At 66.9% G+C, this 23,949-nt stretch carries 25 protein-coding genes; 8 read left to right on the forward strand and 17 right to left on the reverse strand.

Annotation, left to right across the window (positions count from 1 at the left end; translation table 11 throughout):
• Positions 1-30: 30 nt before the first annotated feature.
• The 7 genes from FHT32_RS14945 to rpmH all read right to left on the reverse strand — a co-directional run bounded on the left by FHT32_RS14945 (position 31) and on the right by rpmH (position 5,848).
• Positions 31-1,044, reverse strand: coding sequence for a zinc ribbon domain-containing protein (locus tag FHT32_RS14945; RefSeq protein WP_176665384.1), 1,014 nt, complete (start codon positions 1,042-1,044; stop codon positions 31-33).
• A gap of 106 nt (positions 1,045-1,150) precedes the next feature.
• A complete protein-coding gene (locus FHT32_RS14950) occupies positions 1,151-1,612 on the reverse strand; it encodes a Crp/Fnr family transcriptional regulator (RefSeq protein WP_176665385.1) in 462 nt (153 codons plus the stop codon).
• A gap of 102 nt (positions 1,613-1,714) precedes the next feature.
• Positions 1,715-3,121 carry a tRNA uridine-5-carboxymethylaminomethyl(34) synthesis GTPase MnmE gene (gene mnmE, locus FHT32_RS14955; protein WP_176665386.1) on the reverse strand — a complete coding sequence of 469 codons (1,407 nt, stop codon included), beginning with the start codon at positions 3,119-3,121 and terminating at the stop codon, positions 1,715-1,717.
• Positions 3,122-3,205: 84 nt separating this feature from the next.
• A complete protein-coding gene (gene yidC, locus FHT32_RS14960) occupies positions 3,206-4,903 on the reverse strand; it encodes a membrane protein insertase YidC (protein WP_176665387.1) in 1,698 nt (565 codons plus the stop codon).
• Complete coding sequence (gene yidD / locus FHT32_RS14965; protein ID WP_176665388.1) at positions 4,900-5,187, reverse strand: membrane protein insertion efficiency factor YidD; 288 nt, start codon at positions 5,185-5,187, stop codon at positions 4,900-4,902. Before yidD ends, yidC begins: the two co-directional genes overlap by 4 nt.
• Positions 5,184-5,612, reverse strand: a complete 429-nt coding sequence (locus FHT32_RS14970) for a ribonuclease P protein component (protein ID WP_176665389.1) — start codon at positions 5,610-5,612, stop codon at positions 5,184-5,186. The genes yidD and FHT32_RS14970 overlap by 4 nt, the downstream gene beginning before the upstream one ends.
• A 101-nt stretch (positions 5,613-5,713) precedes the next feature.
• Positions 5,714-5,848 carry a 50S ribosomal protein L34 gene (gene rpmH, locus FHT32_RS14975; RefSeq protein ID WP_007834827.1) on the reverse strand — a complete coding sequence of 45 codons (135 nt, stop codon included), beginning with the start codon at positions 5,846-5,848 and terminating at the stop codon, positions 5,714-5,716.
• Between the two features lie 317 nt (positions 5,849-6,165).
• On the opposite strand from rpmH, the gene dnaA reads away from it, so the two are divergent.
• The 3 genes from dnaA to gyrB all read left to right on the forward strand — a co-directional run bounded on the left by dnaA (position 6,166) and on the right by gyrB (position 11,491).
• A complete protein-coding gene (gene dnaA / locus FHT32_RS14980) occupies positions 6,166-7,545 on the forward strand; it encodes a chromosomal replication initiator protein DnaA (protein WP_126020845.1) in 1,380 nt (459 codons plus the stop codon).
• A gap of 96 nt (positions 7,546-7,641) precedes the next feature.
• Positions 7,642-8,748: a DNA polymerase III subunit beta gene (dnaN, locus tag FHT32_RS14985; RefSeq protein ID WP_126020843.1), complete on the forward strand. Its 1,107-nt coding sequence runs from the start codon at positions 7,642-7,644 to the stop codon at positions 8,746-8,748.
• A gap of 136 nt (positions 8,749-8,884) precedes the next feature.
• On the forward strand, positions 8,885-11,491 hold the full coding sequence (gyrB, locus tag FHT32_RS14990; protein WP_176665390.1) for a DNA topoisomerase (ATP-hydrolyzing) subunit B: 2,607 nt from the start codon (positions 8,885-8,887) through the stop codon (positions 11,489-11,491).
• Between the two features lie 181 nt (positions 11,492-11,672).
• Here gyrB and FHT32_RS14995 read toward each other — a convergent pair whose 3' ends face one another.
• The 4 genes from FHT32_RS14995 to FHT32_RS15010 form a co-directional block, all read right to left on the reverse strand.
• Positions 11,673-12,365 carry a DUF255 domain-containing protein gene (locus FHT32_RS14995; protein ID WP_176665391.1) on the reverse strand — a complete coding sequence of 231 codons (693 nt, stop codon included), beginning with the start codon at positions 12,363-12,365 and terminating at the stop codon, positions 11,673-11,675.
• Positions 12,366-12,682: 317 nt separating this feature from the next.
• On the reverse strand, positions 12,683-13,138 hold the full coding sequence (locus FHT32_RS15000; protein WP_240649979.1) for a DUF2846 domain-containing protein: 456 nt from the start codon (positions 13,136-13,138) through the stop codon (positions 12,683-12,685).
• A gap of 264 nt (positions 13,139-13,402) precedes the next feature.
• Positions 13,403-13,837: a hypothetical protein gene (locus FHT32_RS15005; protein WP_176665392.1), complete on the reverse strand. Its 435-nt coding sequence runs from the start codon at positions 13,835-13,837 to the stop codon at positions 13,403-13,405.
• Positions 13,822-14,079: a hypothetical protein gene (locus FHT32_RS15010; protein ID WP_176665393.1), complete on the reverse strand. Its 258-nt coding sequence runs from the start codon at positions 14,077-14,079 to the stop codon at positions 13,822-13,824. Before FHT32_RS15010 ends, FHT32_RS15005 begins: the two co-directional genes overlap by 16 nt.
• Before the next feature lie 360 nt (positions 14,080-14,439).
• Between FHT32_RS15010 and FHT32_RS15015 the strand changes: the two genes are divergently transcribed.
• From FHT32_RS15015 to FHT32_RS15025, 3 genes are all read left to right on the forward strand, one after another.
• A complete protein-coding gene (locus FHT32_RS15015) occupies positions 14,440-14,961 on the forward strand; it encodes a hypothetical protein (protein WP_176665394.1) in 522 nt (173 codons plus the stop codon).
• Between the two features lie 139 nt (positions 14,962-15,100).
• A complete protein-coding gene (locus tag FHT32_RS15020) occupies positions 15,101-15,592 on the forward strand; it encodes a hypothetical protein (RefSeq protein ID WP_176665395.1) in 492 nt (163 codons plus the stop codon).
• A gap of 194 nt (positions 15,593-15,786) precedes the next feature.
• Entirely contained in the window at positions 15,787-16,977 is a 1,191-nt protein-coding gene (locus FHT32_RS15025; protein ID WP_176665396.1) for a metallophosphoesterase, read from the forward strand.
• A gap of 16 nt (positions 16,978-16,993) precedes the next feature.
• On the opposite strand, the gene FHT32_RS15030 is transcribed toward FHT32_RS15025, so the two are convergent.
• The gene (locus FHT32_RS15030) at positions 16,994-17,455 is read right to left on the reverse strand and encodes a polyhydroxyalkanoate granule-associated phasin (protein ID WP_256099005.1); all 462 of its coding nucleotides are present in this window, start codon (positions 17,453-17,455) and stop codon (positions 16,994-16,996) included.
• Between the two features lie 261 nt (positions 17,456-17,716).
• Here FHT32_RS15030 and FHT32_RS15035 point away from each other — a divergent pair, with 261 nt between their 5' ends.
• A complete protein-coding gene (locus FHT32_RS15035) occupies positions 17,717-18,295 on the forward strand; it encodes an acyloxyacyl hydrolase (protein ID WP_176665398.1) in 579 nt (192 codons plus the stop codon).
• Between the two features lie 18 nt (positions 18,296-18,313).
• Here FHT32_RS15035 and FHT32_RS15040 read toward each other — a convergent pair whose 3' ends face one another.
• The 3 genes from FHT32_RS15040 to FHT32_RS15050 are packed head-to-tail and all read right to left on the reverse strand — an operon-like array spanning position 18,314 to position 21,390.
• Positions 18,314-19,279 carry a lysylphosphatidylglycerol synthase domain-containing protein gene (locus FHT32_RS15040; protein WP_176665399.1) on the reverse strand — a complete coding sequence of 322 codons (966 nt, stop codon included), beginning with the start codon at positions 19,277-19,279 and terminating at the stop codon, positions 18,314-18,316.
• A 19-nt stretch (positions 19,280-19,298) separates the two neighbouring features.
• Positions 19,299-20,582, reverse strand: a complete 1,284-nt coding sequence (clsB, locus tag FHT32_RS15045) for a cardiolipin synthase ClsB (RefSeq protein WP_176665400.1) — start codon at positions 20,580-20,582, stop codon at positions 19,299-19,301.
• Positions 20,583-20,592: 10 nt separating this feature from the next.
• Positions 20,593-21,390 (reverse strand): endonuclease/exonuclease/phosphatase family protein, encoded by a 798-nt coding sequence (locus FHT32_RS15050; RefSeq protein ID WP_176665401.1) that lies wholly within the window; start codon positions 21,388-21,390, stop codon positions 20,593-20,595.
• A gap of 223 nt (positions 21,391-21,613) precedes the next feature.
• On the opposite strand from FHT32_RS15050, the gene FHT32_RS15055 reads away from it, so the two are divergent.
• The gene (locus FHT32_RS15055; RefSeq protein WP_176665402.1) at positions 21,614-22,045 is read left to right on the forward strand and encodes a serine/threonine protein kinase; all 432 of its coding nucleotides are present in this window, start codon (positions 21,614-21,616) and stop codon (positions 22,043-22,045) included.
• A gap of 86 nt (positions 22,046-22,131) precedes the next feature.
• Here FHT32_RS15055 and FHT32_RS15060 read toward each other — a convergent pair whose 3' ends face one another.
• Positions 22,132-22,698 (reverse strand): Spy/CpxP family protein refolding chaperone, encoded by a 567-nt coding sequence (locus tag FHT32_RS15060; protein WP_176665403.1) that lies wholly within the window; start codon positions 22,696-22,698, stop codon positions 22,132-22,134.
• 171 nt (positions 22,699-22,869) lie between these two features.
• Positions 22,870-23,943: a flavodoxin family protein gene (locus tag FHT32_RS15065; protein ID WP_176665404.1), complete on the reverse strand. Its 1,074-nt coding sequence runs from the start codon at positions 23,941-23,943 to the stop codon at positions 22,870-22,872.
• Positions 23,944-23,949: the final 6 nt, after the last annotated feature.

Genomic DNA, 23,949 nt, shown 5'->3' on the forward strand with positions numbered 1-23,949 from the left:
CGGGCGGGCGCTCTCGCGCCTTTCCCGCCCTCAGTTGATCAGCGTCGGATTGCGCTTTTCCTCTTCGAGACGCTGCTGGCGGCGCACCGCCTCACACTGCGCGTGGGCCTTGTACTCGGGCTTCAGGCACTGCGCCGCCATGCATTGGGCCTTGGCGATGAAGTTGCGGTCGCCGCACATGGCCGCGGGCTCGGCCGGGGCGGCCGGTGCCGGCGGCGGGACCGCAGCGGCGGCCTGGGGCGCGGCTTCGGGCGCGGCCGGCGAAGGTTGTGCGGCGGGGGTCGCCTGCTTGCGCGACTTGGCGGCAGGCTTGGGCGCCGGAGCCGGCGCGGCTTCCGCGGCGGGCGGGGTCGCGCTTGCCTGGTCGGCCGCCTTGTCGGCCGCCTGGGGATCCGCCGTGGCGGCGGGAGCCTCCGGCGCGGGAGGCGGCGGCTCGGCCGGCGGCGGCGGTGCCACCGCGGGAGCGGCTGGCTCAGTGGCCGGCGCGGACTCTTCGACGGCGGCGGGCGCCTTTCGCGTGCCGTAGCCATACCAGCCCGCGACGATCATCGCCACCGCCACCAGCAGCAGGCCCAGCCACGGCAGGACGACGCGCCAGCGCGGCGAGCGTTCGACCGACGCGGGCCGCCGCATCCTGACCCGGCGGGGCCGCTTCGTTCTTTCGGGCGCCATGGCCCAGCTCGATTCGAGCCCGGGCGGCGAGGCAGGCGCGTCGGCTGAATCGGACGAGGCGGGCGAATGCGGCAAGCCGTCGTCGTGCAGCATGAAGACGGTCTGCTCGTCGTCGCGCCGCGGCGCGGAGGCCGGCGATCTGCTGAAGAAGAACGACTGGCGCGCCGGCGGCGGTGCCGGCGAGAGCTCTTCGAGGGGCGCCGGAATGGTCGGCGCGCGCAGCTGGGCGGGTGCGGTGGTGGCCCATTCGCGTTCGGGAGTCGGCGGCGGCGGGATCCGGTCGCCCGCGGCGGACAGCTTGATGCCGCAGCTCCTGCAGAAATTCGCGCCGTCACGGTTCTCCGTGCTGCAGACCGGACAGATCGAGGCCATGGATTGCTTGCTGACTACTTCTTGTTTTTCGGGGGTCTTGGACGGAGGTGGCTGGCCTGCATCCGCAGGATCGATCCGGCGGCGGGCGGGAAAGGAGGTTTCCTGCTCAGGTCACCGCGACGCGCTTGGAACGGTGCGCCATGCGCTTGGCGATCACGGCGCCCAGCGCCATCGCGATCTCCAGCGCCATGTTGGGCTGGCGGTTGCTCATCTCGGCGAAGCGGATCGCGGTGAGCCGCCAGACACGGCCCGCGCCGGTGACCACCACGTTGGCCGAATGCGGCTGCCGCGAGAAGAAAGAACCCTCGCCGACGACCGAACCCGCGGTGAGCACGGCCAGCTTCATCTGCTCCTTGCTGCTGACGCGGTGCACGCTGATGGCGCCGCTCTCGACGAAGAACACCGAGCGGTCGGGCGTGCCCTGTTCGATCAGCACGTCGCCCACGCCGGTGTCGATCGGCTGCAGGTAACCCGCCAGCGTTTCCCACTGCTGGACGTTGAACGTCAACGCGAACGCGTCGGTGTTGATGTTCTCCGCGATGGCGCGGCTCAGGTTCTGGATGGACATGTGTTTTTCGACCCCCGCATGTGGGCTGAAGTATCCGCCATGGCCATGTTATTTCGCTACAACTGTTTACGTTTTTTGGTGGCCGGCCGCCGCCATCTGTGGCTATTTACCAATGCAGAAGCGCGAGAAGATGACGCCCAGCAGGTCGTCGGCGCCGAACTCGCCCGTGATCTCGTTCAGGGCGTTCTGCGCCAGGCGCAGCTCCTCGGCCAGCAGGTCGAGCAGTTGCGCCTGCGCCGCGAGGTGGTCGGCGGCCAGCGCCAGGTGCGTCTCGACACGCGCCAGCGCCTGCACGTGGCGCGCACGCGCGAGGTACACGCCCTCGGGCACGGCCTGCCAGCCGGCCATGGCCAGCAGCTGCTCGCGCAGGGCCTCGATGCCCAGGCCGGTCTTGGCGGAGAGGGCGATGCCCTGCGCCGGGTGGACCGCGGGTGCCGCATCCTGCTTGTTCCAGACGTCGAGCACCGGCACGCTCGCGGGCAGCTTGCGCTGCAGGCCGGCCAGGATCTCCGCGTCGGCGGCGGCGTAGTCGGGCTGGTCCGCGCGGGTCAGGTCGTGCAGGAACAGCACCGCGTCGGCGCTCTCGATCTGCCCCCAGGCGCGCGCCACGCCGATCTGCTCGACCTCGTCGCTGCTCTCGCGCAGGCCGGCGGTGTCGGCCACGTGCAGCGGCACGCCGTGGATCTGGATGGTCTGCGAGACCACGTCGCGCGTGGTGCCCGCCACCGCGCTCACGATGGCCAGCTCCGCGCCGGCCAGCGCATTGAGCAGCGAACTCTTGCCCGCGTTGGGCTGCCCCGCGATCACGACCTTGATGCCCTCGCGCAGCAGCGCGCCCTGGCGCGCGCGCTGCTGCACGGCGGAAAGCTGCGACTGCAGCTTCGCGAGCTGCCCGGCCGCGTCGGCCTTCTGCAGGAAGTCGATTTCCTCCTCGGGAAAGTCGAGCGTGGCCTCCACCAGCATGCGCAGGTGGATCAGCGCATCGCGCAGCGTGTGGATCTCGCGCGAGAAGGCGCCCGACAGCGATCGCCCGGCGCTGCGCGCGGCCGCCTCGGTGCTGGCGTCGATCAGGTCGGCGATGGCTTCGGCCTGCGCCAGGTCGATCTTGCCGTTGAGGAAGGCCCGCTGGCTGAACTCGCCGGGCTCGGCCACGCGCAGGCCGGGCAGGCGAGGACGGCCGGTGACCGGGTCGGGCTCGGCCGCCGCCTCCAGGCAGCGCGCCAGCAGCAGCTGCAGCACCACCGATCCGCCGTGGGCCTGCAGCTCGAGTACGTCTTCCCCGGTGAAGGAGTTCGGCGAGGGAAAGTGGATGGCCAGGCCGTGGTCTACGGGTTCGCCCTCCGCGTCGCGAAACGGCAGGTAGGTGGCCTCGCGCGGCTTGAGCGCGCGGCCGCAGATCGCGTCGACCAGCGGCGCCAGCCTGGCGCCCGACACGCGCACGATGCCGACCGCGCCGCGCCCCGAGGCGGTGGCGATGGCGACGATGGGATCGGAGGTGCGGGCGAGCATGGTGGTGCGGATTCTTTCAGCAAAAAGGGCCGCTGACGCGGCCCTTCGTGGGATGGCTGGAGTGCCGTGCGGCTACTGCCGCCGTCACTTGGTGCCGAGCACGCCCAGCCGCTTGTTGATGAACCACTGCTGCGCGATCGACAGCACGTTGTTCGTGATCCAGTACAGCACCAGGCCGGCCGGGAAGAAGATGAACATCACGCTGAAGGCGAGCGGCATGATCCACATCAGCTTGGCCTGCATCGGATCGGGCGGCGTCGGGTTGAGCCAGGTCTGGAACAGCGAGGTGGCCGTCATCACGATCGGCAGGATGTACCAGGGGTCGGGTGCCGAGAGGTCGGTGATCCAGCCGATCCAGGGCGCATGGCGCATCTCGACCGACGACAGCAGCACCCAGTACAGCGCGATGAACACCGGGATCTGGATCACGATGGGGAAGCAGCCGCCCATCGGATTGACCTTCTCGGTCTTGTAGATCCGCATCATTTCCTGCTGCATTTCCTGCGGCTTGTCCTTCAGCCGCTCGCGCATTTCCATGATCTTGGGGTTGATGGCCTTCATCTTGGCCATGCTGGCGTAGGCCTTGGCGTTGAGCCAGTAGAAGGCCGCCTTCAGCAGCACCACCAGCGCCACGATCGACCAGCCCCAGTTGCCCAGGAGGCCGTGCAGCTGGGTGAGCAGCCAGTACAGCGGCTTGGAGATGATCGCGAAGATGCCGTAGTCCTTCACCAGGTCCAGGCCCGGAGCGATGGCTTCGAGCTTCTTTTCTTCTTCAGGGCCTGCGAACAGCGCACTGTTCACGACCTGTGTGGCACCCGGAGCGATCTTCGGCAGCGTGGCCACCATGGCGATGGAGAACTGGTTGTCGCCCAGGTCCTTCACCCGGAACTCGCGGCGCAGCTGTTCGCTGGCCGGGTCACCCTTGAGCAGCCAGGCCGATGCAAAGTAGTGCTGCACCATCGCGATCCAGCCGTCGTTGGCTGGCGGCGGCGGTTCGATCTTGCCCTTGGCGATATCCTTGAAGTCGAGCTTGTGGAACTTCTTCTCGTTGGTGTACGCGGCCGGGCCGGTGAAGGTGTTGGTGCCGAACATGGTGCCGGCGGCCACGGTGCCATGGCGCAGCAGCTGCAGGTACAGCTGCGCGTCGCGCGGCTGGCCGGTGGTGTTGACCACTTCGTGGCGCACGCCGATGACGTAGTCGCCGCGGTGGAACACATAGGTCTTGACGTACTTCAGGCCGCCGACGGGGGCGCTTTCGAAGCTCACCTCGAGCGTGTTCTGGCCGTCGGCCATCTCGCGCGGGCCGGCCTTCGGCGTCATCTGCGTCAGGTGGTTGGGGTAGCGCTCACCGGTGTCGACCTGGTTGAGCAGGCCCGTCTGCGCGACGTAGCGGGTGGCGGGCGAGCCGTTCTCGAACAGCACCACGTGCTTGGTGCGGTCGGCTTCGTCGTACTTCAGCAGCTCGAGGTAGTTGACCGTGGCGCCTTCGCTGTCGATCGTGGCCTTGAACAGGTCGGTGGTCACCTTGACCTGCTCGCGCGGCGTGGCGGCAACAGGCTGCGTGGGAACGGCACCAGCGTTGCCGCCGGTAGCGCCGGCCGCGGTCGGCACGCCGTTGTTGGCCGCGGGGGTGCCATTGGCGGGGGCGGCGGCCGTGGCGGCCGGCTTGGTCGACGGCAGGAAGGTCGGCTTGTTGCCGTTGAAGACCTGCCATTGGTCCCACAGCAGCACCAGCGAGAAACCAAAAATCACCCACAGTATCGTGCGGCGGATATCGTTCATGACGAAGACTTCTTGTCGGAAGAGAGAAGAGACGAAAACAGCGATCCTGACCTGTCAGTGCGACGCTGCGATTTCGGCGGGACCGGATCGTGGCCGCCCTGGCACCAGGGCTGGCAGCGCGCGATGCGGTGCAGGGTGAGGTAGCTGCCCTTGAGCGCGCCGTGCACTTCCAGCGCCTCGATCGAATACACGGAGCAGCTCGGCGTGAAGCGGCACGACTGGCCGAGCCAGGGGCTCAGCAGCAGGCGGTAGGCCTTCACAATGCCGATCAGCACGCGTTTCATGGCGAGGAGGAGGGTGCCGCAGAAGGGGCCGGAGCCGGCGCCGCGGGGGTGCGCGCGGCCCGTGCGAGCAATTGCTGGAGCTCGGCGCGCACGGCGGCCTTGAGCTTGTCCGAGGAAGCGCTCACGAACTCCTTGCGGTCGAAGCCCGCGCGCAGCCGCACCACGTGCGCGGCACGTGGCAATGCGACGCCGGGAGCGGCGCTCACGGCGTAGATCTGGCGCTTGATGGCGTTGCGCGTGACCGCGCGGCGCGCCCAGCGCTTGGGCACCATGGCGCCCAGCCAGACGTCGTCGGACGCGAACAACGGCTGCGCGCTCGATGCGAGATCGAGCGCACAGCGATGCAATGCGAAATGAGCAGTGCGCGCCACGGTGGCACCTGCGAGGACGGCCTGGAATTGCGCGCGGGTCTTGAGCCGCTGCATGGAAGCCGGGCCGCTTGCGTCGCGCCTGTTCGGGCCAGGCGCGCTGGCTGTCGGAGTGGGCGCTGACGAGCCGGCTGCTGGCAACGGCAGGCGGGTTGCCGTCAGACGGCCAGGCGCTTGCGGCCCTTGGCGCGGCGTGCGTTGATGACGGCGCGGCCGCCGCGGGTCTTCATGCGGACCAGGAAGCCGTGGGTACGGGCGCGGCGGACTTTGGATGCTTGGTAGGTGCGTTTCATGGTGATTTCCTAATTCCCTGTTCGCGCTGGCCCTTCGCGCTTTCGTGTTCGAAAGCCTGAAGTACCTGCGGGGCGCCGGGCGAGCGTGTTTCGGATGACCCCCGAAAGACGCAAAGAGGTTTTCAGGGAAACCCGCAATTATCGCAAACATTGGCTCCGGGAACAATCTTCGAGCGGATTTGCGGGCCTTTCGAAGTGCCGGGCAGCGTGTGGATAAGGTTTTGACAAGTTAGAATGCCGGGCGCCTTCCAGCAGAGAATATCCACAATACCTATACCAAAAAATGCCCGAGGGTTTCATCACTTTTTCCTACGCCCATGTCGACTGACGGCATCGGCGAGAGCCTCTGGCAAGCCTGCGTCGACCAGCTCGCGCAGGAGCTGTCCGAGCAGCAGTTCAACACCTGGATCAAACCCCTGACGGCACAGGTCGCCGACGACCTGTCGCGCATGACGGTGTTCGTCGCCAACCGGTTCAAGCTCGACTGGATCCGTGCCCAGTACGCCGGCAAGATCGCCGCCATGGCGGAGAAGATGTACGGCCAGCCGGTCGCCATCGAGTTAGCGCTTGCTCCTCGCGAAATCCCCGTGCGTGCTGCGCCCGTGGCCGTCATGACTGAAACGGACGTGCCGCGCGACGTGGCCGGCCCGGGCGAGGAGCCGGCCGCCGCCGGCTTCAAGAACCGCCTGAATTCGGGCCTCACCTTCGACACCCTGGTCGAGGGCACAGCCAACCGCATGGCACGCGCCGCGGCGATGCACGTGGCCGGCATGCCGGGGCATCTTTACAACCCTCTTTTCATCTACGGCGGCGTCGGCCTGGGCAAGACCCACCTGATGCATGCTGTGGGTAACCGGCTGCTGGCCGACAAGCCGGACTCCAAAGTTCTCTACATCCACGCCGAGCAGTTCGTCTCGGATGTGGTCAAGGCCTATCAGCGCAAGACCTTCGATGAGTTCAAGGAGCGCTACCACTCGCTCGATCTGCTGCTCATCGACGACGTGCAGTTCTTCGCCAACAAGGACCGGACGCAGGAAGAATTCTTCAATGCGTTCGAAGCCCTGCTGGCCAAGAAGTCGCACATCGTGATGACCAGCGACACCTATCCGAAGGGGCTGGCCGACATCCACGAGCGCCTGGTCTCGCGCTTCGATTCCGGGCTCACGGTCGCCATCGAGCCGCCGGAGCTCGAAATGCGCGTGGCCATCCTGATCAACAAGGCGCGCGCCGAATCGGCCGAGATGCCCGAAGAAGTCGCCTTCTTCGTCGCCAAGAACGTGCGCTCCAACGTGCGCGAGCTCGAGGGCGCGCTGCGCAAGATCCTCGCGTACTCGCGCTTCAACCAGAAGGAGATCTCGATCGCCCTGGCGCGCGAGGCGCTGCGCGACCTGCTGTCGATCCAGAACCGGCAGATCTCCGTCGAGAATATCCAGAAGACAGTGGCCGACTACTACAAGATCAAGGTCGCCGACATGTACAGCAAGAAACGCCCGGCCAGCATCGCGCGGCCGCGGCAGATCGCGATGTACCTGGCCAAGGAGCTCACGCAGAAGAGCCTGCCGGAGATCGGCGAGCTGTTCGGCGGGCGCGATCACACGACGGTGCTGCACGCGGTGCGCAAGATCTCGGGCGAGCGCCAGCAGCTCACCGAGCTCAACCAGCAGCTCCACGTGCTCGAGCAGACCCTCAAGGGCTGACCGGAAAGAAATCGGATGTCGTCCAGGAAGCCCCTCGCGACAGCGGAGAATGGCGCCCTGCAAGCTGATTCAAAGAGATAGGAAGAGGAAGAAGACATGATCGTTTTGAAGGCAACCCAGGACAAGGTCCTCGCCGCGCTCCAGTCGGTCGCGGGCATCGTGGAGCGGCGTCACACATTGCCGATCCTGGCGAACGTGCTGATCCGCAAGACCGGCGGCCAGCTGCAGCTGACCACCAGCGACCTCGAGATCCAGATCCGCACCACCGCAGAGCTCGGCGGCGACGAAGGCAACTTCACCACCACCATCGGTGCGCGCAAGCTGATCGACATCCTGCGCACCATGCCGGCCGACCAGACCGTGAGCCTCGAATCGAGCGCGAGCAAGCTGGTGCTCAAGGGCGGCAAGAGCCGCTTCACGCTGCAGTCGCTGCCGGCCGAAGACTTCCCGCTGGTGCAGGAAGCCGCCAACTTCGGTCCCGTCTTCAGCGTACCGCAGAAGACACTGAAGGATCTGCTTTCGCAGGTCTCGTTCGCGATGGCCGTGCACGACATCCGCTACTACCTCAACGGCATCCTCTTCGTGGCCGAGGGCAAGCAGCTGAGCCTGGTCGCCACCGACGGCCACCGCCTGGCCTTCTCTTCCGCCACGCTCGACGTCGAAGTGCCGCGCCAGGAAGTGATCCTGCCGCGCAAGACCGTGCTCGAAATGCAGCGCCTCCTGTCCGACGCCGAAGGCGCCATTGAGATGCAGTTCGCGAACAACCAGGCCAAGTTCAGCTTCGGCGGCATGGAGTTCGTCACCAAGCTGGTCGAGGGCAAGTTCCCCGACTACAACCGCGTCATCCCGAAGAACCACAAGAACACCGTCACGCTGGGCCGCGCGCCGCTGCTCGCCAGCCTGCAGCGCACCGCCATCCTGACCAGCGAGAAGTTCAAGGGCGTTCGCCTGAACATCGAGCCGGGCACGCTGCGCATCGCGTCGAACAACGCCGAGCAGGAAGAGGCCCAGGACGAGCTCGACATCGACTACGGCGGCGACACGATCGAGATCGGCTTCAACGTGACCTACCTGATCGACGCGCTGTCGAACATGGACCAGGACATGGTCAAGATCGACCTTGCCGACTCCAACAGTTCGGCGCTGCTGACCATTCCCGAGAACGCATCCTTCAAGTACGTCGTGATGCCGATGCGAATCTAGAAGACACACCACACGGCGCCTTGCGCACACGACCCGCGGCCCTCCGCGGGTTTGCGCTTTCAAGAGGCGGCGAATTGAGCTTTTGAGAGCCCGAAAAATCACGCGCGAATGCCGTGAGAGACAGAGGAATATCCGAATGAGTGCTGAAGAAAACAAGCCCGACGTGCCGCACACCGAGCCCGTCTACATCCCCGAGATCGAAACCGTGGCCGCCGACACCAGCTATGGCGAAGGCTCGATCACGATCCTCGAAGGGCTTGAGGCCGTGCGCAAGCGCCCCGGCATGTACATCGGCGACACCTCCGACGGCACCGGGCTGCACCACCTCGTCTTCGAGGTGGTCGACAACTCCATCGACGAGGCGCTGGCCGGCCACTGCGACGACATCGTCGTGACCATCCACACCGACAACTCGATCTCCGTCACCGACAACGGCCGCGGCATTCCCACCGGCGTGAAGATGGACGACAAGCACGAGCCCAAGCGCTCGGCCGCCGAGATCGCGCTGACCGAGCTGCACGCGGGCGGCAAGTTCAACCAGAACAGCTACAAGGTCTCGGGCGGCCTGCACGGCGTGGGCGTGAGCTGCGTGAACGCGCTGAGCGTGATGCTGCGCCTTGTGGTGCGCCGCGAAGGCAAGATCCACGAACTCGAATTCAGCCGCGGCTTCGTGCAGAACCGCCTGCTGGAGACGGTGAACGGCGTCGAGGTCTCGCCCATGAAGATCATCGGCGACACCGACAAGCGCGGCACCGAGGTGCACTTCCTGCCCGACACCGAGATCTTCAAGGAGAACTCGGACTTCCACTACGAGATCCTCAGCAAGCGCCTGCGCGAACTGAGCTTCCTGAACAACGGCGTGCGCATCCGCCTGAAGGACGAGCGCTCGGGCAAGGAAGACGACTTCTCCGGCGCCGGCGGCGTGCGCGGCTTCGTCGAGTTCATCAACAAGGGCAAGACCGTCCTGCACCCGAACTCGTTCTACGCCGAGGGCGAGCGCCCGGCCGACACCTACGGCGGCATCCCCGGCACGCACATCGGCGTCGAAGTGGCGATGCAGTGGAACAGCGGCTACAACGAGCAGGTGCTGTGCTTCACCAACAACATCCCGCAGCGCGACGGCGGCACCCACCTCACGGGCCTGCGTGCGGCGATGACCCGCGTCATCAACAAGTACATCGAGGAGAACGAGCTGGCCAAGAAGGCCAAGGTCGAGGTCTCGGGCGACGACATGCGCGAAGGCCTGTGCTGCGTGCTCAGCGTGAAGGTGCCCGAGCCCAAGTTCTCGAGCCAGACCAAGGACAAGCTGGTGTCCAGCGAAGTGCGCGCGCCGGTGGAAGACATCGTCGGCCGCCTGCTGACCGACTACCTGCAGGAGCGCCCGAACGACGCCAAGATCATCTGCGGCAAGATCATCGAGGCCGCCCGTGCGCGCGAGGCCGCGCGCAAGGCCCGCGAAATGACGCGCCGCAAGGGCGTGCTCGACGGCATGGGCCTGCCCGGCAAGCTGGCCGACTGCCAGGAAAAGGATCCGGCGCTGTGCGAGGTCTACCTGGTGGAGGGCGACTCCGCCGGCGGCTCCGCCAAGCAGGGCCGCGACCGTAAGTTCCAGGCCATCCTGCCGCTGCGAGGCAAGATCCTGAACGTCGAGAAGGCACGCTACGAGAAGCTGCTGACCAGCAACGAAATCCTGACGATGATCACCGCCCTGGGCACCGGCATCGGCCGCGCCGGCGCGAGCACGCCGGGCGGCGGCGCTGACGACTTCAACGTCGCCAAGCTGCGCTACCACCGCATCATCATCATGACCGACGCCGACGTCGACGGCGCCCACATCCGCACGCTGCTGCTGACCTTCTTCTACCGGCAGATGCCGGAGCTGGTCGAGCGCGGCCACATCTACATCGCCCAGCCGCCGCTGTACAAGGTCAAGGTGGGCAAGGAAGAGCAGTACCTGAAGGACGGCCCCGCGCTCGACGCCTTCCTGCTGAAGGTGGCGCTGAAGGATGCACGCATCGAGACCGGCGGCGCCGGCTCGACCACGCTCAGCGGCGACACGCTGGCCGAACTGGCGCGCAAGCACCAGGTGGCCGAGGCCGTCATCGCCCGGCTGCGCAACTTCATGGACGCCGAAGCGCTGCGCGCCATTGCCGACGGCGTGGCGCTCGACCTCGACACCACGCCCGCCGCCGAGGCCTCGGCCGTCGCGCTGCAGGCCAAGCTGCGCGAACTCAACACGACCGGCGTGCCGGCCGAGGTGAGCCACGAGTTCGACGCCCGCACCGACAAGCCGCTGCTGCGCATCAGCCGCCGCCACCACGGCAACATCAAGAGCAGCGTGATCACGCAGGACTTCGTGCACGGCGCCGACTACGCCGCGCTCGCCGAAGCCGCCAACACCTTCCGCGGCCTGCTGAGCCCCGAAGGCGCGCTGGTGAAGCGCGGCGAGGGCGACCGCACCAAGGAAGAAAAGGTCGACGACTTCCGCCAGGCCATGAAGTGGCTCATCGGCGAAGCCGAACGCGCCACCTCGCGCCAGCGCTACAAGGGCCTGGGCGAGATGAACCCCGAGCAGCTGTGGGAAACCACCATGGACCCAAACGTGCGCCGCCTGCTGAAGGTGCAGATCGACGACGCGATCGAGGCCGACCGCGTGTTCACGATGCTGATGGGCGACGAGGTGGAACCGCGGCGGGAGTTCATCGAGCAGAACGCGCTGCGGGCGGCGAATATCGACGTGTGATGGTTCGATTCCTGTCGAGTGACACGGAAAGTGAAAAAAGCGGCTAAATCAGCCGCTTTTTTTTCAGCAAACATAGGCTTAAGAGCCTGTGCGGCGAACGTGTCCTGAATCAACCGGCGCACCGCTTTCTACGAGTGCAGCGAGACATAGGAACAAGTACGGAATAGAGCGGCGCACCACGCTAGGTCCCGGTGCCAGTCGCAACATTTGCTCGGGCGCGATCACGCATGAGGGTAAATTGCCGGAGCATGTCTACCCTGTCATAGCCCCGGTACCAGTTCACTTCCGTATCACGGCGCCTCTCCGCCGTTTCGTGGTTGAAATCGGCTGCGAATCTTGCGCTTCCATCTACAGTGAATATGTATGGAACGCCGCCAGAATAGTGCCTGATCGCGCCAGTTCTCATCAGGACCGCTTTGCCATTCGGTGCATATTGCGCGTCGATGCGAACGACCACGAAGTTTGCGGCAACGAAATCACGAAGCGCTTTTGCCTGGACATCTTGGGCGCCTGAGGGATCCTCAGCCATCTTCTGCGTATGCCGGGCTTCTGGATCCCGGGGCAAGCCATAGGTATAGCGAAACTCTCCATGCTCCCCGCTGATATGGGCATCGAAGACGTGGCACCAGATGCACCACTCCGCGCCATATTCCACGAGCAAAGTCTTGCCCTCGCTATTTGCTTTTGCCAAGGCCGCTGTGAAAAGAGCCAACTGATCGCCGCACTCATCGAAAACGCGGGCCTTTCCATTGCGACACTGGGGGTCGATCCGCTCCGGAAAGCTGACATACGCCCTTGGCAAGTTCTCCGAATCCTGGCTGCACGCAGCCAGCAATGCGATGAGAACCGCTACCCAAATCCATTTCCTTCTCATTACCCTCTCCCTGTTTTGCTTTGAATAACCCGCCTGCTTTATCGGAACGGGAGGCCGCTCCCCACGTATGGACACCGTGACCTACGAGTACCGAGACTTCGAACGCTCCGCATTTCGCGAACTTCGCTGATCTCCCTGACAGTCATTCGCGAACTGCGCGAATCTTTCACGTTGCGTGGCCAGACTGCGGGATTTTTGAAAGTAGGCGCCAGGCCTCTGTCTCATCCGATACCGTCGAAAGAGCGCGCTACTGACGGGCGAGCCGACAGTAGCGCGCATCCTGTTCCGCTGGCGCGCAAAACAGGCGCAGCGCGGACTTATTTGCTGCAGGTTCCCGGCGTAGCGAGGCCCAACGCCGTCACCGCCTTCTTGCCCTCGGCCTCGGGCATCACTTCAAGGTTGGCACCGCCGACGAAAGCGCCCATCTTGATGTACTGGCGAACGAAGTAGTTCTTGCCCGTCTCGAACATCAGCTTGAGCGTGTTGGGCGAGAACTCGGATTCCGTCGCGATCTCGTGTTCCTTGCCACCCGCAACTTCCGTGCGGAAGAACACGTCGGGCGCCGACTCGCCAAGGCACTTTCCATCGACCCAGATGTCCTTCTTGAGCGCCTTTCCGACGAAGCTGTCCCGATAGACATAGAGACCGGAATTGCCCGGCGACGGTGGCGAAAACTTCTTGGCCTGCGCCGAGGCCTCCGCGCTTTCCATCTTCACGGAAGCACAACCCGTAAACAAGACGGACATCAGGGCGATAACTGCGATTTTTCTCAAGATCCCTCCGATTGAGCAATTGAAGTTGCTTTACGCCGAAAGGGTGACGACCGCTTCGGCGGATGAAATGTAACTTCGTTCTGGGAGCATTCGGTCGACCGGGCCCACCATGCCCCATCGAGTGCACGGACGCCTTCGTTGTTCGACGGAGCGACCAAGCCCCAGATCAATCTTGAATGTGCTGGCGTGAGGCCAGACCGCGAGTTTTCGGCAAGTGCCAACACGACAGCAATCAACCAAACGCCCGGCTCGCCCGGGCGTTTGTCATTGCAGGCGCAGCGTCGTGGCGCGCGCGCCTTCGGAGCAGGGCCCATCCGAGTATTCAGCCTCGCCGGACGGCGTCACGCACTTGGTCACCTCCAGGCGCACAGGCTTTGCCACGACGGGTGAAAGTTCGGCCGGCTGTGGCTGTTCGATGCGGCGAGCCACGGGCACGACGGCAGCCATCCGCACCGGCGCCTCGACCCCGGCCGGTTCCGGGGCCGGCGTAGAGGTCCGCAGCGGCGCCTGGACAACGGCGGGCATCACGGTCACCTGAGCCGCGGCGCGGGCGGCACTTTCCTTCACCAGGTCGGTCAGCGTCACATAGAAGAGAAACATCGCCACCAGCACGACGGCGATGCACGGCGCCCAGTAGCGGCGGGAGTCCCCGACCTCGGGCGCCCGGCCGCCCACCCGGCCATTCAGCGCCGCGGCCATGACAGGCCTCCTTTCTGCAGTGCGCCCGCCAGCCTGGCGATACCGCCGGTGCCGCTCGCGGCCCGCCCGACCAGCGCACCGCCAGCCGCGCCGATGGCGATCCGCGCCAGGAACGAGCGGCTGCGTCCCGCCGCCAGCAGCAGCAACACACCCGCGGCGAGCACCGCGAGATGCTCGCCCGGGTAGTCGGCGCGCTGGGCGTCGACTCTCTTGAACTCATTGATCGTCGATTCGATGCTCATGGCTGAAGCTCCTTGTTGATCCTTGCTCCAGCCATTGATATCGCGAGCGCCAACGCACCGCTGTAGGCCTGCACCAATGCAGCGCTGCAGACTTCGACGCCAGGCAGCCTCCAGGCGGCGCGCACAAACGACGCAGAAAAGACGCGGAAAAGGGGCGAAACCGTCCGATCAGGGTTTTCGTGGAGGCGGTCGGCAAATCCATCGTGGATGCGCGTCACAAGGCCGCCATCAGCTATGAAAACAATAGCATTCAGTTCCGATCCGCAGATCGTTCCTCGTAAACGCTATATCTAGCCCGACTCTTGCTAAGCAAAATCCCCGACGGATTTCACGTCACGCAAGATCGAGGACCTCACAGCAATGAAACCTATGCGTCTCCGCCGGCCGCTGGCCGCGCTGGTATTGGGCGGTACCGCAGCTTTCCTCGGGGCCGTGACTTCGGCCCATGCGTTCTCGAACCCGCCCATCCAGGTGGCGCAGGGCATCGAATACATGTGCGGCGGCGCCGCGAAGGACGAGGCCGCGTTCATGGAAATGGTGTCGCCGCGCTGGGCCGCGACCATCGAACTGGGCATCAGCGACGGCAAGGGCGCGCAGCGGCCCGGCTTTCCCGCCAAGGCGGGAATCGAGGTGCGCCAGAAGTACACCGGCCAGGTCGTGATGAACGTGGAATCGCAGAGTCCCTTCATGCTCGCGCGCCTCAATCCGGGCGCGTACGACGTGAACGTGACGCTCGGCGGCCTCACGCTGACGCAGTCGCTGGTGGTGATCGCCGGCGTGCCGGCGCGCGCATCGTTCATCTGGCCGTCGAACTTCGACATGGCCTCGGTGATGCCGCCGCAAACTCAGACGCTGGCGCAGACTTCTTCCGCCGCCCGCTGAGAAGCGGCGAACGAGCACGCAGGTAGACGGGCACGCCGCATGGCGTGCCCGCTCCTTTCCCAGGTCAGCCTTTCCTAAGCCGCGCGCCGCAAAGTGGCGCCGTGGCTTTCGCCACGCAAGGAAAGAAAGGACTCAGACCATGACCCCCCGTTTTCCATCACTGCGCGCCGCGCGGCCGCTGGCGGCTGCGATGTTCTGCGGCGCGGTCCTGCTCGGCGCGCTCTCGACGGCCCAGGCAACTGTGAATCCGCCGATCTACATGGCGCACGGTGTCGAGTACATGAGCGGAGGCATCGGCAGCGACGAGGCCCAGCTGATGGAGACGGTGTCGCCGCGCTGGCCCGCGACCTTCGAGTTCGCGATCAAGGACCACAAGGGCGCCGATTTCGCGGCCAACGTGCACGTGACGGTGCGCGACAGCAGCGGCACGGCGCTGCTCGACAACGTGGTGTCGGGCGGCCCGTTCATGGTGGCGCGGCTGGACCCGGGCAACTACGAGGTCGAGGCGCGCATCGGCAGCCAGGTGCTGAAGCAGGAGCTGCGCGTGCCGCAGGGCGGACCGGCCAAGGCGACCTTCGTCTGGCCCGCCGGCACCGACATGGCCTCGGCCGGCACGCGGCCGGTGCAGTAGCGCGGGACAAGTGAGCGCCGGCACGCATCGGGCTGGCGCACAATCCGAGGGTTGGGCCATGCTGCAAGGCTTGCTATCCGGGCGCTGTCCGCTATAGAAAAAATAGCGACCGACGCGCTTCGCGGTGTCTTGAATGCGCGGCATGCGCCTTGCACATGCCTTGTCCCCGGGCAGTGCCCGACCCCATTGCCCCGATGCCGATCCGTCCCCTGAGCGCGCTGACCGCGCTGTTGCACGTCTATATCGCGCTGCGCCTGCTGCCCGCGCTGGCGACGCTCACGCCCGCATGGCCGCTGGCGCTGCTCGCGCTGGTGGTGTCGGCGGCGACGATTCCCCTGCCTTTCGTTTCGCGCCGGCGCGGGCGGGAGGGCGCCGGCAACGGAAACCTGCTCAAGTGGACCGGCCTGATCAGCATGGGCTGGTTCTCCTCGATGTTCGTGCTGACGCTGGTGCGCGACGCCGGCCTGGCCCTGACCTGGCTGGCGGGCGCTGTGGGCGGCATCCAGGTGCAGTGGAACGCGCTGCTGCCGTGGAGTGCGCTGGCGGTGCTGGCGCTGGCCACGGCAACGTCGGCGATCGGTTTTTTCAATGCGCGCCGCACGGCCGGCGTGAAGCGGGTGGAAGTGCCCATCCGCGGCCTGCCGCAGGCGCTCCAGGGCTTCAGCATCGCGCAGCTCAGCGACATCCACGTGGGTCCGACGATCCGCAACACCTACATCCAGCGCATCGTCGACGCGGTGAACCGCCTGGGCGCGGACGCCATCGCGATCACCGGCGACCTGGTCGACGGCAGCGTGCCCGAGTTGCGCGAGCACATCGCGCCGCTGGCCGGGCTGCGCGCGCGGCACGGCACCTTCGTGGTCACGGGCAACCACGAGTACTACGCGGGCGCGCATGCCTGGATCGACGAGCTGCGCCGGCTGGGCCTGAAGGTGCTGCTCAACGAGCACGTGGTGCTGCAGACGCGCAACGTGCGCGGCGCACAGACCGATGAAGAGCTCTTCGAGAGCGCGCTGGTGCTCGCCGGCGTGACCGACTTCACCGCCGGGCACTTCGACGCGGCGCATGCCAGCGATCCGCACCTGGCGCTGCACGACGCCCCCCCGCTGGTGCACACGCGCGTGCTGCTCGCGCACCAGCCGCGCAGCGCGCCGCTGGCGGCCGCGGCGGGCTACCAGCTGCAGCTGTCGGGCCACACGCACGGCGGCCAGTTCTTTCCGTGGAATCTTTTCGTGCCGATGCAGCAGCCCTTCACGGCCGGCCTGCACCGCTTGCACGACATGTGGGTCTACGTGAGCCGGGGCACCGGCTACTGGGGCCCGCCCAAGCGCTTTGGCGCGCCCTCGGAGATCACGCTGCTGACGCTGGTGCCGGCGAAGTCCTGAACCTGAAGGAAGAGGCTCAGGACTCTTCGAGCCCCGACAGCCGCCGTGCGTTGGACGTGGCGGCGGCGTGGATGGGCGTGAGGCCCTGCCTTGCGATGCGCGCCGCGATCGCGGGCAGCTCGCTCGCCGCATCGACCGTGTCCGCGGCCGATTGCACGAAGGCATCGCCATGCGCGGCCGCCTGCGCCGGCGTGACGCTGCCCGCGAGCGAGAAGAAGGCCGTCGTGCTCTGCAGCCATTGCTGGAGCACGCGGTTGGCGAGCGAGAAATGGCTGCTGTGCCATTGCCTGGCCATCGCCATGCCCGATTCGCTCGCGGCGTCGAGCTTTTCCTGTCCCATGAGGTGGAACTCCGCGAGATCGTCGGCGCTGGGCGCGAGCCCCGCGCGGGCCATGCGCCCGGTGCGCATGCCGATCACGAGGCCGGACGACAGCAGCATCTCGTGGGTCTTGAACGCCAGCTCGAACCACTGCTGCATGAGGGGGCCCGGGACGCTGGCAACTGAAGAACTTGAATACGGCATGGCGAAGAAGACCGCGCTCGAGCGCGTGGAGAAGGGGTCGGGCCACTATAGGCGCAGCCGGGCGGCAGAGGTTTGCGCACACCAGGAGCGAACCTGCATTTTTGTTGATCAAGTCCTACTTTCCGATGTGGAAATTACGTGCCGGGCGAATGCCGGATGCGGCGGAAATTGAAGATGAGCTTCTCGTTCCCGCTTAGTGCATTCATGCCCCGCATCATGAGATTTCCTACCTGCGTGTCCCTTGCCGGAGCAGCCCTTTTTGCCGGCCTGCTCGGCCTGTCGGGCACCACGGCCCACGCGTTCGAAGACAGCGCGCGCGGCTTCTATGCCGAAGGCGGCCGCGCCCCGCACGGCGACATGGGCAGCACCAATTCGGCCACCGTGGGCATGACCATTCCCTGGTCGTTCCGCCAGCCGGTCCACGAGGGTGCGCTCACCACCTACTGGGACGTCTTTCTGAGCAACTGGCATGCACCGGCGCTGGGCGACGGCCCGCACGACTACGCGCAGATCGGCGCGATCTACACCTGGCGCTACCGCTTCGACCACGGCGGTTCGCCCTGGTTTGCCGAAGGCGGCGTGGGCGGCAGCGTGATGGACCACGTCTACCGCACGCCCGATCGCAGCTTCAGCACCGCCTTCCAGTTCACCGAGGTGATCGGCATCGGGCGCAGCTTCGGCGAGCACGGAGAACACGAACTCTCGCTGCGGCTGCAGCACTTCTCCAACGGCGGCATCAAGAAGCCGAACCCGGGCGAGAACTTCGTCCGGCTGCGCTACACGTATCACTTCTGAGCACTTCCGGGCCGGGCGCTACCGCCCGCGGCGCAGCGGCGTGCGCAGCCGCCTGGCCCGCGCCTCCGTGACCAGATAGCCCAGCGTGGCCACGGCCAGCGGCAGCAGGTAGTAGAGGCCGCGATAGGCCAGCAGCGCGCCGAGCAGCTGCGCCTGAGGCACCTGGTGCGAGAGCAGCGTCACGAACACCGCCTCGAGCACGCCGAGCCCCGCCGGCACGTGCGTGATGACGCCGGCCACCGCCGCAACCAGCAGCACCGCGAGCACCTGTACGTACGCCACCTGCCCCTGCAGCAGGAACCAGATCACGCCGCCGATCAGCGACCAGTTGGCGCACGACATCGCCAGCTGCAGCAGCGCCATCGCGAACCCCGGCATCCTGAATTCATGGCCGCGCACGCGCCATGCGCGCCCCCGCGAGGTGGCGCACAGCACCAGGTAGGCCAGGGCCGCCGTCAGCAGCACCGCACCGAGGATGCGCAGGCCTTCGCTGTCGATCTTCCATTCGGGCGGCAGCGCCATCGGCCAGAAGCAGAAGGCCGCGCCGGCCACCACCAGGTAGCCCAGCCAGTTGGTCAGCATGCTGAAGCCGAGCACGCGCGTGATGGTGTGGTTCGCGAGGCCGAGGCGCGAATAGAGCCGGTAGCGGAACGCCACGCCGCCCACCAGCGAGCCGAGGTTGAGGTTGAAGGCGTAGCTGATGAAGGTCACGCCCATCACGGTGCCCGTGCCGAGCCGGTGCCGCGTGAGGTGCCGCCCAAGCAGGTCGTAGGTGCTGTAGAGCGCGAAGCTGCCCGCCGCCAGCGCGGCCGCCGCGAGCAGGGCCGTGGCCGGCAGCGCGCGGATCGCGTCGAACACGTCCTCCCAGTCGATGGCGCGCGCCTGCCGCACCAGCAGCCACGCGATCAGCGCGAAGAAGCCCCACACCGCCGCACGGCGGGCCCAGGGCCACCAGCTGTGGCGCGAGAGGGCCAGGGTGCTCATCGCGTTGCTTCCTCCGGGCTCAGGCGGCTTCCGTCTGCGTGGCGCCGCCGGCCGGGTCGCTGCGCCCCGTGTCGCGTCGGCTCGCGAGGTCGGTGGCCTCGGCCGGCGTCAGGCGCGGCACGTGCCGCGGCAGGCGGCCCAGCAGGGCCGGATACCAGCGCATGATGTGGAAGACGAAGAAGCTGCGCACCAGCCGCCAGCCGCTCCATTCGCTGGCGAGATCGGCGGCCAGCACCTGCTTGCAGCTTTGCCGCATCAGCCCGTCCATGCGCTTCCACAGCACCTCGTTGAAGGCCGCGTCGCGCACGACCACGTTGGCCTCCAGGTTGAGCGAAAGGCTCAGCGGATCGAGATTGCTCGAGCCCACGGTGCTCCACCTGTCGTCCATGAGCGCGACCTTGCCGTGCAGCGGGCGGTCGCAGTACTCGTAGATGCGCACGCCCGCGTGCAGCAGGTGGTGATACAGCATGCTCGCGGCGGTCTTCACGATCGGCATGTCGGGCTCGCCCTGGAGGATGAGCCGCACGTCCACGCCGCGCCGCGCGGCACGCCGCAGCTCCTTGATGAGCCGGTAGCCCGGAAAGAAATACGCGTTCGCGATCACGATGCGCTCGCGCGCGGCGCGAATGGCGGCACGGTACTGCCGCTCGATGTCGTTGGTGTGGCGCCGGTTGTCGCGCGTGACGAACATGGCGTCGGCCGTGCCGGCATGCTGCATGTGCGCGATGCCCGGCACTTGGCGCAGCCGCCGGCGGAACCAGCCCGCGCCCTTGCCGCCCAGCGCGATGGCGCGCAGCACGAACTGATGGATCTCGCCCACGATCGGGCCCTCGAGCTCCACCGCGTAGTCCTGCTTGGCCATGGGGCCGTAGTCGAGCAGGTGGTCGGCCGAGTAGTTGATGCCGCCGACGAAGGCCCGCTCGCCGTCGACCACCACGATCTTGCGGTGCATGCGGCGGAACACGTTGAGCCGCTGGCCCATGAAGCGGCGGCCCGGGTCGAACACGCGCACCTTCACGCCAGCCGAGGTCAGCCCTTCGATGAACTCGCGCGAGAGGTCCGGCGAGCCGAAGCCGTCGACCATCAGGTCGACCTTTACCCCGCGCAGCGCCGCCTCGCGCATCGCGGCATGCAGCTGCAGGCCGACCTTGTCCTCGAACAGGATGAAGGTCTCGACGATCGCCTCGCGCCGCGCCTGCCGGATCGCCTCGAACACGCGCGGAAAGAACTCCTCGCCGTTCTCCAGCAGCTCGACGCGGTTGCCAGGGATCCAGTGGCCGTTTCCGTTATTGCTTTCGTTCATGGCACGGCGCTCACAGGTCGATGTCCGCCACCAGCGGTGCGTGGTCCGACAGGTGCGACCACGGTCGGCGCGGCAGCACCACCGGTGCATGCGCGCCGGCATTGCGTACGTAGATGCGGTCCAGCGACAGCACTGGGAAGCGTGCCGGAAAGGTCCGGGCCGCGCGGCCGGTGGCATGCACGAACACCTCGCGCAGCGACGCGCCCTTTTCCAGGATCTCATGCGCGCGGCCGCGCCAGTCGTTGAAGTCGCCCGCCACGATCAGCGGCGCCTCGGAAGGAACCTCGTCGCGCACGATGTGGCACAGCAGCTCCAGCTGCTGCTGCCGGTGCGCCTCGGCCAGGCCGAGGTGGGTGCAGATCACGTGCACGTCGACCACGCGGCCCGGCAGCCGCAGCACGCAGTGCAGCAGCCCGCGCTTCTCGGGGCCGCTCACCGACACGTCGTGGTTGCGGAAATGCACGATCGGGAACTTCGAGAGCACCGCGTTGCCGTGGTGGCCCTTGGGGTACACCGCGTTGCGGCCATAGGCGAACTGCGGCCACATGGTGTCGGCCAGGAATTCGTAGTGCGGCGCCTCTGGCCAGTTGTTCACCCGGCGCGAATGGCGCGAGTGCGTGCCCAGCACCTCCTGCAGGAACACCACGTCGGCGCCCACGGTACGCACCGCGTCGCGCAACTCCGGCAGGATGAACTTGCGGTTGAGCGCGGTGAAGCCCTTGTGGGTGTTCACCGTCATGACCTTGAGCGAGGTCGGCGTGACCGGCGCTGCCGGCTCGGCTTCGGGAATGATGGGCGAAGAGGACATCGTCACTCGGGTTGTACGTGGCCGCGCCCGTCCTGACTGTAGGAACGCGCCAACTTCTTTTCCCCGCCATCCCGCCGCCGCCTTCGTGCGCGGACGGCCGGTTCCTACAGGCACGCCTGCCGCACCCCCACACGGACGGAAATCCGGGGCTCCTACGGTGAATTCACGGTTCGAAAAAGGCAGCCCGCCTTTTTTCGAGGAACAAGCCACAAGGAGCACACCCATGAAACACCAAGCCGCTTTCCACGCCACCGTACTTGCCGCGCTGCTGGGCGCGGCAGGCATCGCGATGGCGCAGACCACGTCCATTCCGGCCCAGCCCGATCCCTCGGTGGGCGGCGAAGCCAGCACCATGACGCCGGCCGGCGTCGCCAACCCGCCGCAGCGCCCCGACAACTCGATGCCGATGTCGCGCGAGTCGGTGAAGGCCGAAGCCCGCGCGCACAACCGCAACAACGCCAACAACCCGGTGCCCAAGGGCGAGGTGACGACCACCGTCAACCACCAGCCCAACGCCATGCCGCAGCCGACCGGCGAGATGTCCCGTGCGGAAGTCAGCCAGACTGGCCGCAAGGTGACGCCGCGCTTCGGCGAGAAGGGCGAACGCCCCGACGTGGTGACGAACCCGACCGACAAGACCGGCACGCCGAAATAAGCACTAAGCCTGATCGCCAATGAAAAAGCCCACAGCGCTTTCGCGTTGCGGGCTTTCCTACGGCTGCCGCCGAGGGCGGCGATCGATCAGCTCTTGGCAGGGGCCGCAGGCGCGCCGTGGTTGGCGCCGTCATGGCCACGGTGGCCGCGATGGCCGAAGTGCGCGGTCTCGGCGTCGAAGGTCTTCTGCTGCTCGGGCGTCAGCGCGGCGTAGAAGGTCTTCGTGGCTTCGGCGCGCTTGGCGAACCTTGCGCTGCGCTCGGCCTGGCGGGCCTGCATGCGCTCCAGGCGCTCCGGCGTGGTCAGCTTGGCGAACTCGGCGCGGTCCATGTGCGGGCGCGGGCCGGCCGGCGGCTGCGTCGCGCTGGTGTAGGTGCTCCATGCGCCTTCCTGGGCCGAGGTGAGCTTGAGCTTTTCCTTCAGGGCCGCGAGGCGCTTGGCGCGGTGTTCCTTCATGCGCTCCATGCGCTGGGCCGGGTCCATGCGCTTGTGCTGCGCCTTGGGCGCAGCGGCGTTGTCGGCCTGGGCCACCGCGGCGGTGGGTGCGGCTGCGGACGGAGCGGCTGCCGGCGCTTGAGCGAAGGCGCCCGAGGAGGCGAGGGCGGCCGAACCGAGCAGGCTGGCCCAGACGATGCGTTGGCGGAGAGAAATCATGAGAACTGCTTCCTTTCGAAGAAGCCCGCGGCCGATGGGCAGCAGGTGAGACGAAGTGTGGAAGCCCTCTGTATCGCATCCGTTAGCCCGGCGTGAGCTTGCGTAAAGAATGATGAACAGGCCCTGCGCGTGCAGCCCGCGGCGTGATTTATTGCCCTTGCGGGCGCTGCATCACTTGGGCCGCGGCCGCTTCAGTCCCCGATCGGGCGGCTGCAGCCTGCCCGCGCGCACCTCGGCAACCGCGTTGGCCACGGCGCGGGCCACCTGGCGAACTTCCTCCTGCACGTCGGCGTCGGCATCGAGCGCGTCATGGCTGGTGGCGTAGGGTTCGTAGTAGCCGATGTAGCGGTCCAGCCGCGACTGCGTGCCGGCCTCGATCAGGCCCATCCAGTCGAGCCAGTCGCAGAGGTTGCGCCGCACGCTTTCCACGCCGGCCACGTCGCCGTGCACCACCACGCCGTAGGCGCGGCCGTCGAGGTGCCTGGGGTAGCCCCAGCCTTCCAGTTCCAGCGCCTTGGCCTCGTCGGGCTTCTTGCCGTGCGTGCTGGTGGGATCGGGGTTGCCGCCGTCGGCACAGACCAGGCGGTCGATCATGAGCTTCAGCGGGCTCGTTGCCTGATACCAGTGCGTGGGCGTGAGCAGGATCACGCCGTGCGCGAACACCCAGCGCTCGTAGATCTCGTTCATCCAGTCGCCGGTCTGGCGCAGCGAATGGTTCGGATAGCAGCTGCAGGGCCAATGGCACAGCGGCATGGCGGTGGAGACGCAGCCCTTGCAGGGATGGATCTGCCGGCCGTACTCGGAGGTGAGCAGGCTCAGGTCGAGCAGGTCGGTCTCGATGCCGCTGCCGTCGAGCACCTCGCGGGCGATCTGCGCCAGCCGCCATGTCTTGGAGACTTCGCCGGGGCAGGTGCCGTCGTTGCGCGGCGAGCCGTTCACCAGCAGCACGCGCGAAGGCGTCTGCGGCAGGCCCCAGGCCGCCTGCGCCGCATCGATGCGCGCCTTGGCCTCCAGCCAGTCGACCGAAAGTTCGTATTCGGGGTCGGCGTATCCGGGCCCGGCCTTGCGGGTGACGGGTGCCTTGCGGCCTTCCTCGTAGGCCTGCCAGGCGATGAGCTCGATGCGCCGCAGTGAATCGGCCTCGGCACTGAAGGCCGGGTCCTGGAAGGGCTGCATGAAGCGTTCGTGGAACTCGGCGCGCTGCAGCGTCTCGGGCGCCTGTCCTTTCCGGATCGTGGGAGGCATTGGCGC

Source organism: Variovorax sp. SG517, from assembly GCF_013376045.1.
Taxonomy (GTDB): Bacteria; Pseudomonadota; Gammaproteobacteria; order Burkholderiales; family Burkholderiaceae_C; genus Variovorax.

Bases quoted from the DNA above. Each gene is read 5' to 3' on its own strand.
- FHT32_RS14945 (WP_176665384.1), bottom strand. From the start codon at position 1,044: ATGGCCTCGATCTGTCCGGTCTGCAGCACGGAGAACCGTGACGGCGCG.
- FHT32_RS14950 (WP_176665385.1), bottom strand. From the start codon at position 1,612: ATGTCCATCCAGAACCTGAGCCGCGCCATCGCGGAGAACATCAACACC.
- mnmE (WP_176665386.1), bottom strand. From the start codon at position 3,121: ATGCTCGCCCGCACCTCCGATCCCATCGTCGCCATCGCCACCGCCTCG.
- yidC (WP_176665387.1), bottom strand. From the start codon at position 4,903: ATGAACGATATCCGCCGCACGATACTGTGGGTGATTTTTGGTTTCTCG.
- yidD (WP_176665388.1), bottom strand. From the start codon at position 5,187: ATGAAACGCGTGCTGATCGGCATTGTGAAGGCCTACCGCCTGCTGCTG.
- FHT32_RS14970 (WP_176665389.1), bottom strand. From the start codon at position 5,612: ATGCAGCGGCTCAAGACCCGCGCGCAATTCCAGGCCGTCCTCGCAGGT.
- rpmH (WP_007834827.1), bottom strand. From the start codon at position 5,848: ATGAAACGCACCTACCAAGCATCCAAAGTCCGCCGCGCCCGTACCCAC.
- dnaA (WP_126020845.1), top strand. From the start codon at position 6,166: ATGTCGACTGACGGCATCGGCGAGAGCCTCTGGCAAGCCTGCGTCGAC.
- dnaN (WP_126020843.1), top strand. From the start codon at position 7,642: ATGATCGTTTTGAAGGCAACCCAGGACAAGGTCCTCGCCGCGCTCCAG.
- gyrB (WP_176665390.1), top strand. From the start codon at position 8,885: ATGAGTGCTGAAGAAAACAAGCCCGACGTGCCGCACACCGAGCCCGTC.
- FHT32_RS14995 (WP_176665391.1), bottom strand. From the start codon at position 12,365: ATGAGAAGGAAATGGATTTGGGTAGCGGTTCTCATCGCATTGCTGGCT.
- FHT32_RS15005 (WP_176665392.1), bottom strand. From the start codon at position 13,837: ATGGCCGCGGCGCTGAATGGCCGGGTGGGCGGCCGGGCGCCCGAGGTC.
- FHT32_RS15010 (WP_176665393.1), bottom strand. From the start codon at position 14,079: ATGAGCATCGAATCGACGATCAATGAGTTCAAGAGAGTCGACGCCCAG.
- FHT32_RS15015 (WP_176665394.1), top strand. From the start codon at position 14,440: ATGAAACCTATGCGTCTCCGCCGGCCGCTGGCCGCGCTGGTATTGGGC.
- FHT32_RS15020 (WP_176665395.1), top strand. From the start codon at position 15,101: ATGACCCCCCGTTTTCCATCACTGCGCGCCGCGCGGCCGCTGGCGGCT.
- FHT32_RS15025 (WP_176665396.1), top strand. From the start codon at position 15,787: ATGCCGATCCGTCCCCTGAGCGCGCTGACCGCGCTGTTGCACGTCTAT.
- FHT32_RS15030 (WP_256099005.1), bottom strand. From the start codon at position 17,455: ATGCAGCAGTGGTTCGAGCTGGCGTTCAAGACCCACGAGATGCTGCTG.
- FHT32_RS15035 (WP_176665398.1), top strand. From the start codon at position 17,717: ATGAGATTTCCTACCTGCGTGTCCCTTGCCGGAGCAGCCCTTTTTGCC.
- FHT32_RS15040 (WP_176665399.1), bottom strand. From the start codon at position 19,279: ATGAGCACCCTGGCCCTCTCGCGCCACAGCTGGTGGCCCTGGGCCCGC.
- clsB (WP_176665400.1), bottom strand. From the start codon at position 20,582: ATGAACGAAAGCAATAACGGAAACGGCCACTGGATCCCTGGCAACCGC.
- FHT32_RS15050 (WP_176665401.1), bottom strand. From the start codon at position 21,390: ATGTCCTCTTCGCCCATCATTCCCGAAGCCGAGCCGGCAGCGCCGGTC.
- FHT32_RS15055 (WP_176665402.1), top strand. From the start codon at position 21,614: ATGAAACACCAAGCCGCTTTCCACGCCACCGTACTTGCCGCGCTGCTG.
- FHT32_RS15060 (WP_176665403.1), bottom strand. From the start codon at position 22,698: ATGATTTCTCTCCGCCAACGCATCGTCTGGGCCAGCCTGCTCGGTTCG.
- FHT32_RS15065 (WP_176665404.1), bottom strand. From the start codon at position 23,943: ATGCCTCCCACGATCCGGAAAGGACAGGCGCCCGAGACGCTGCAGCGC.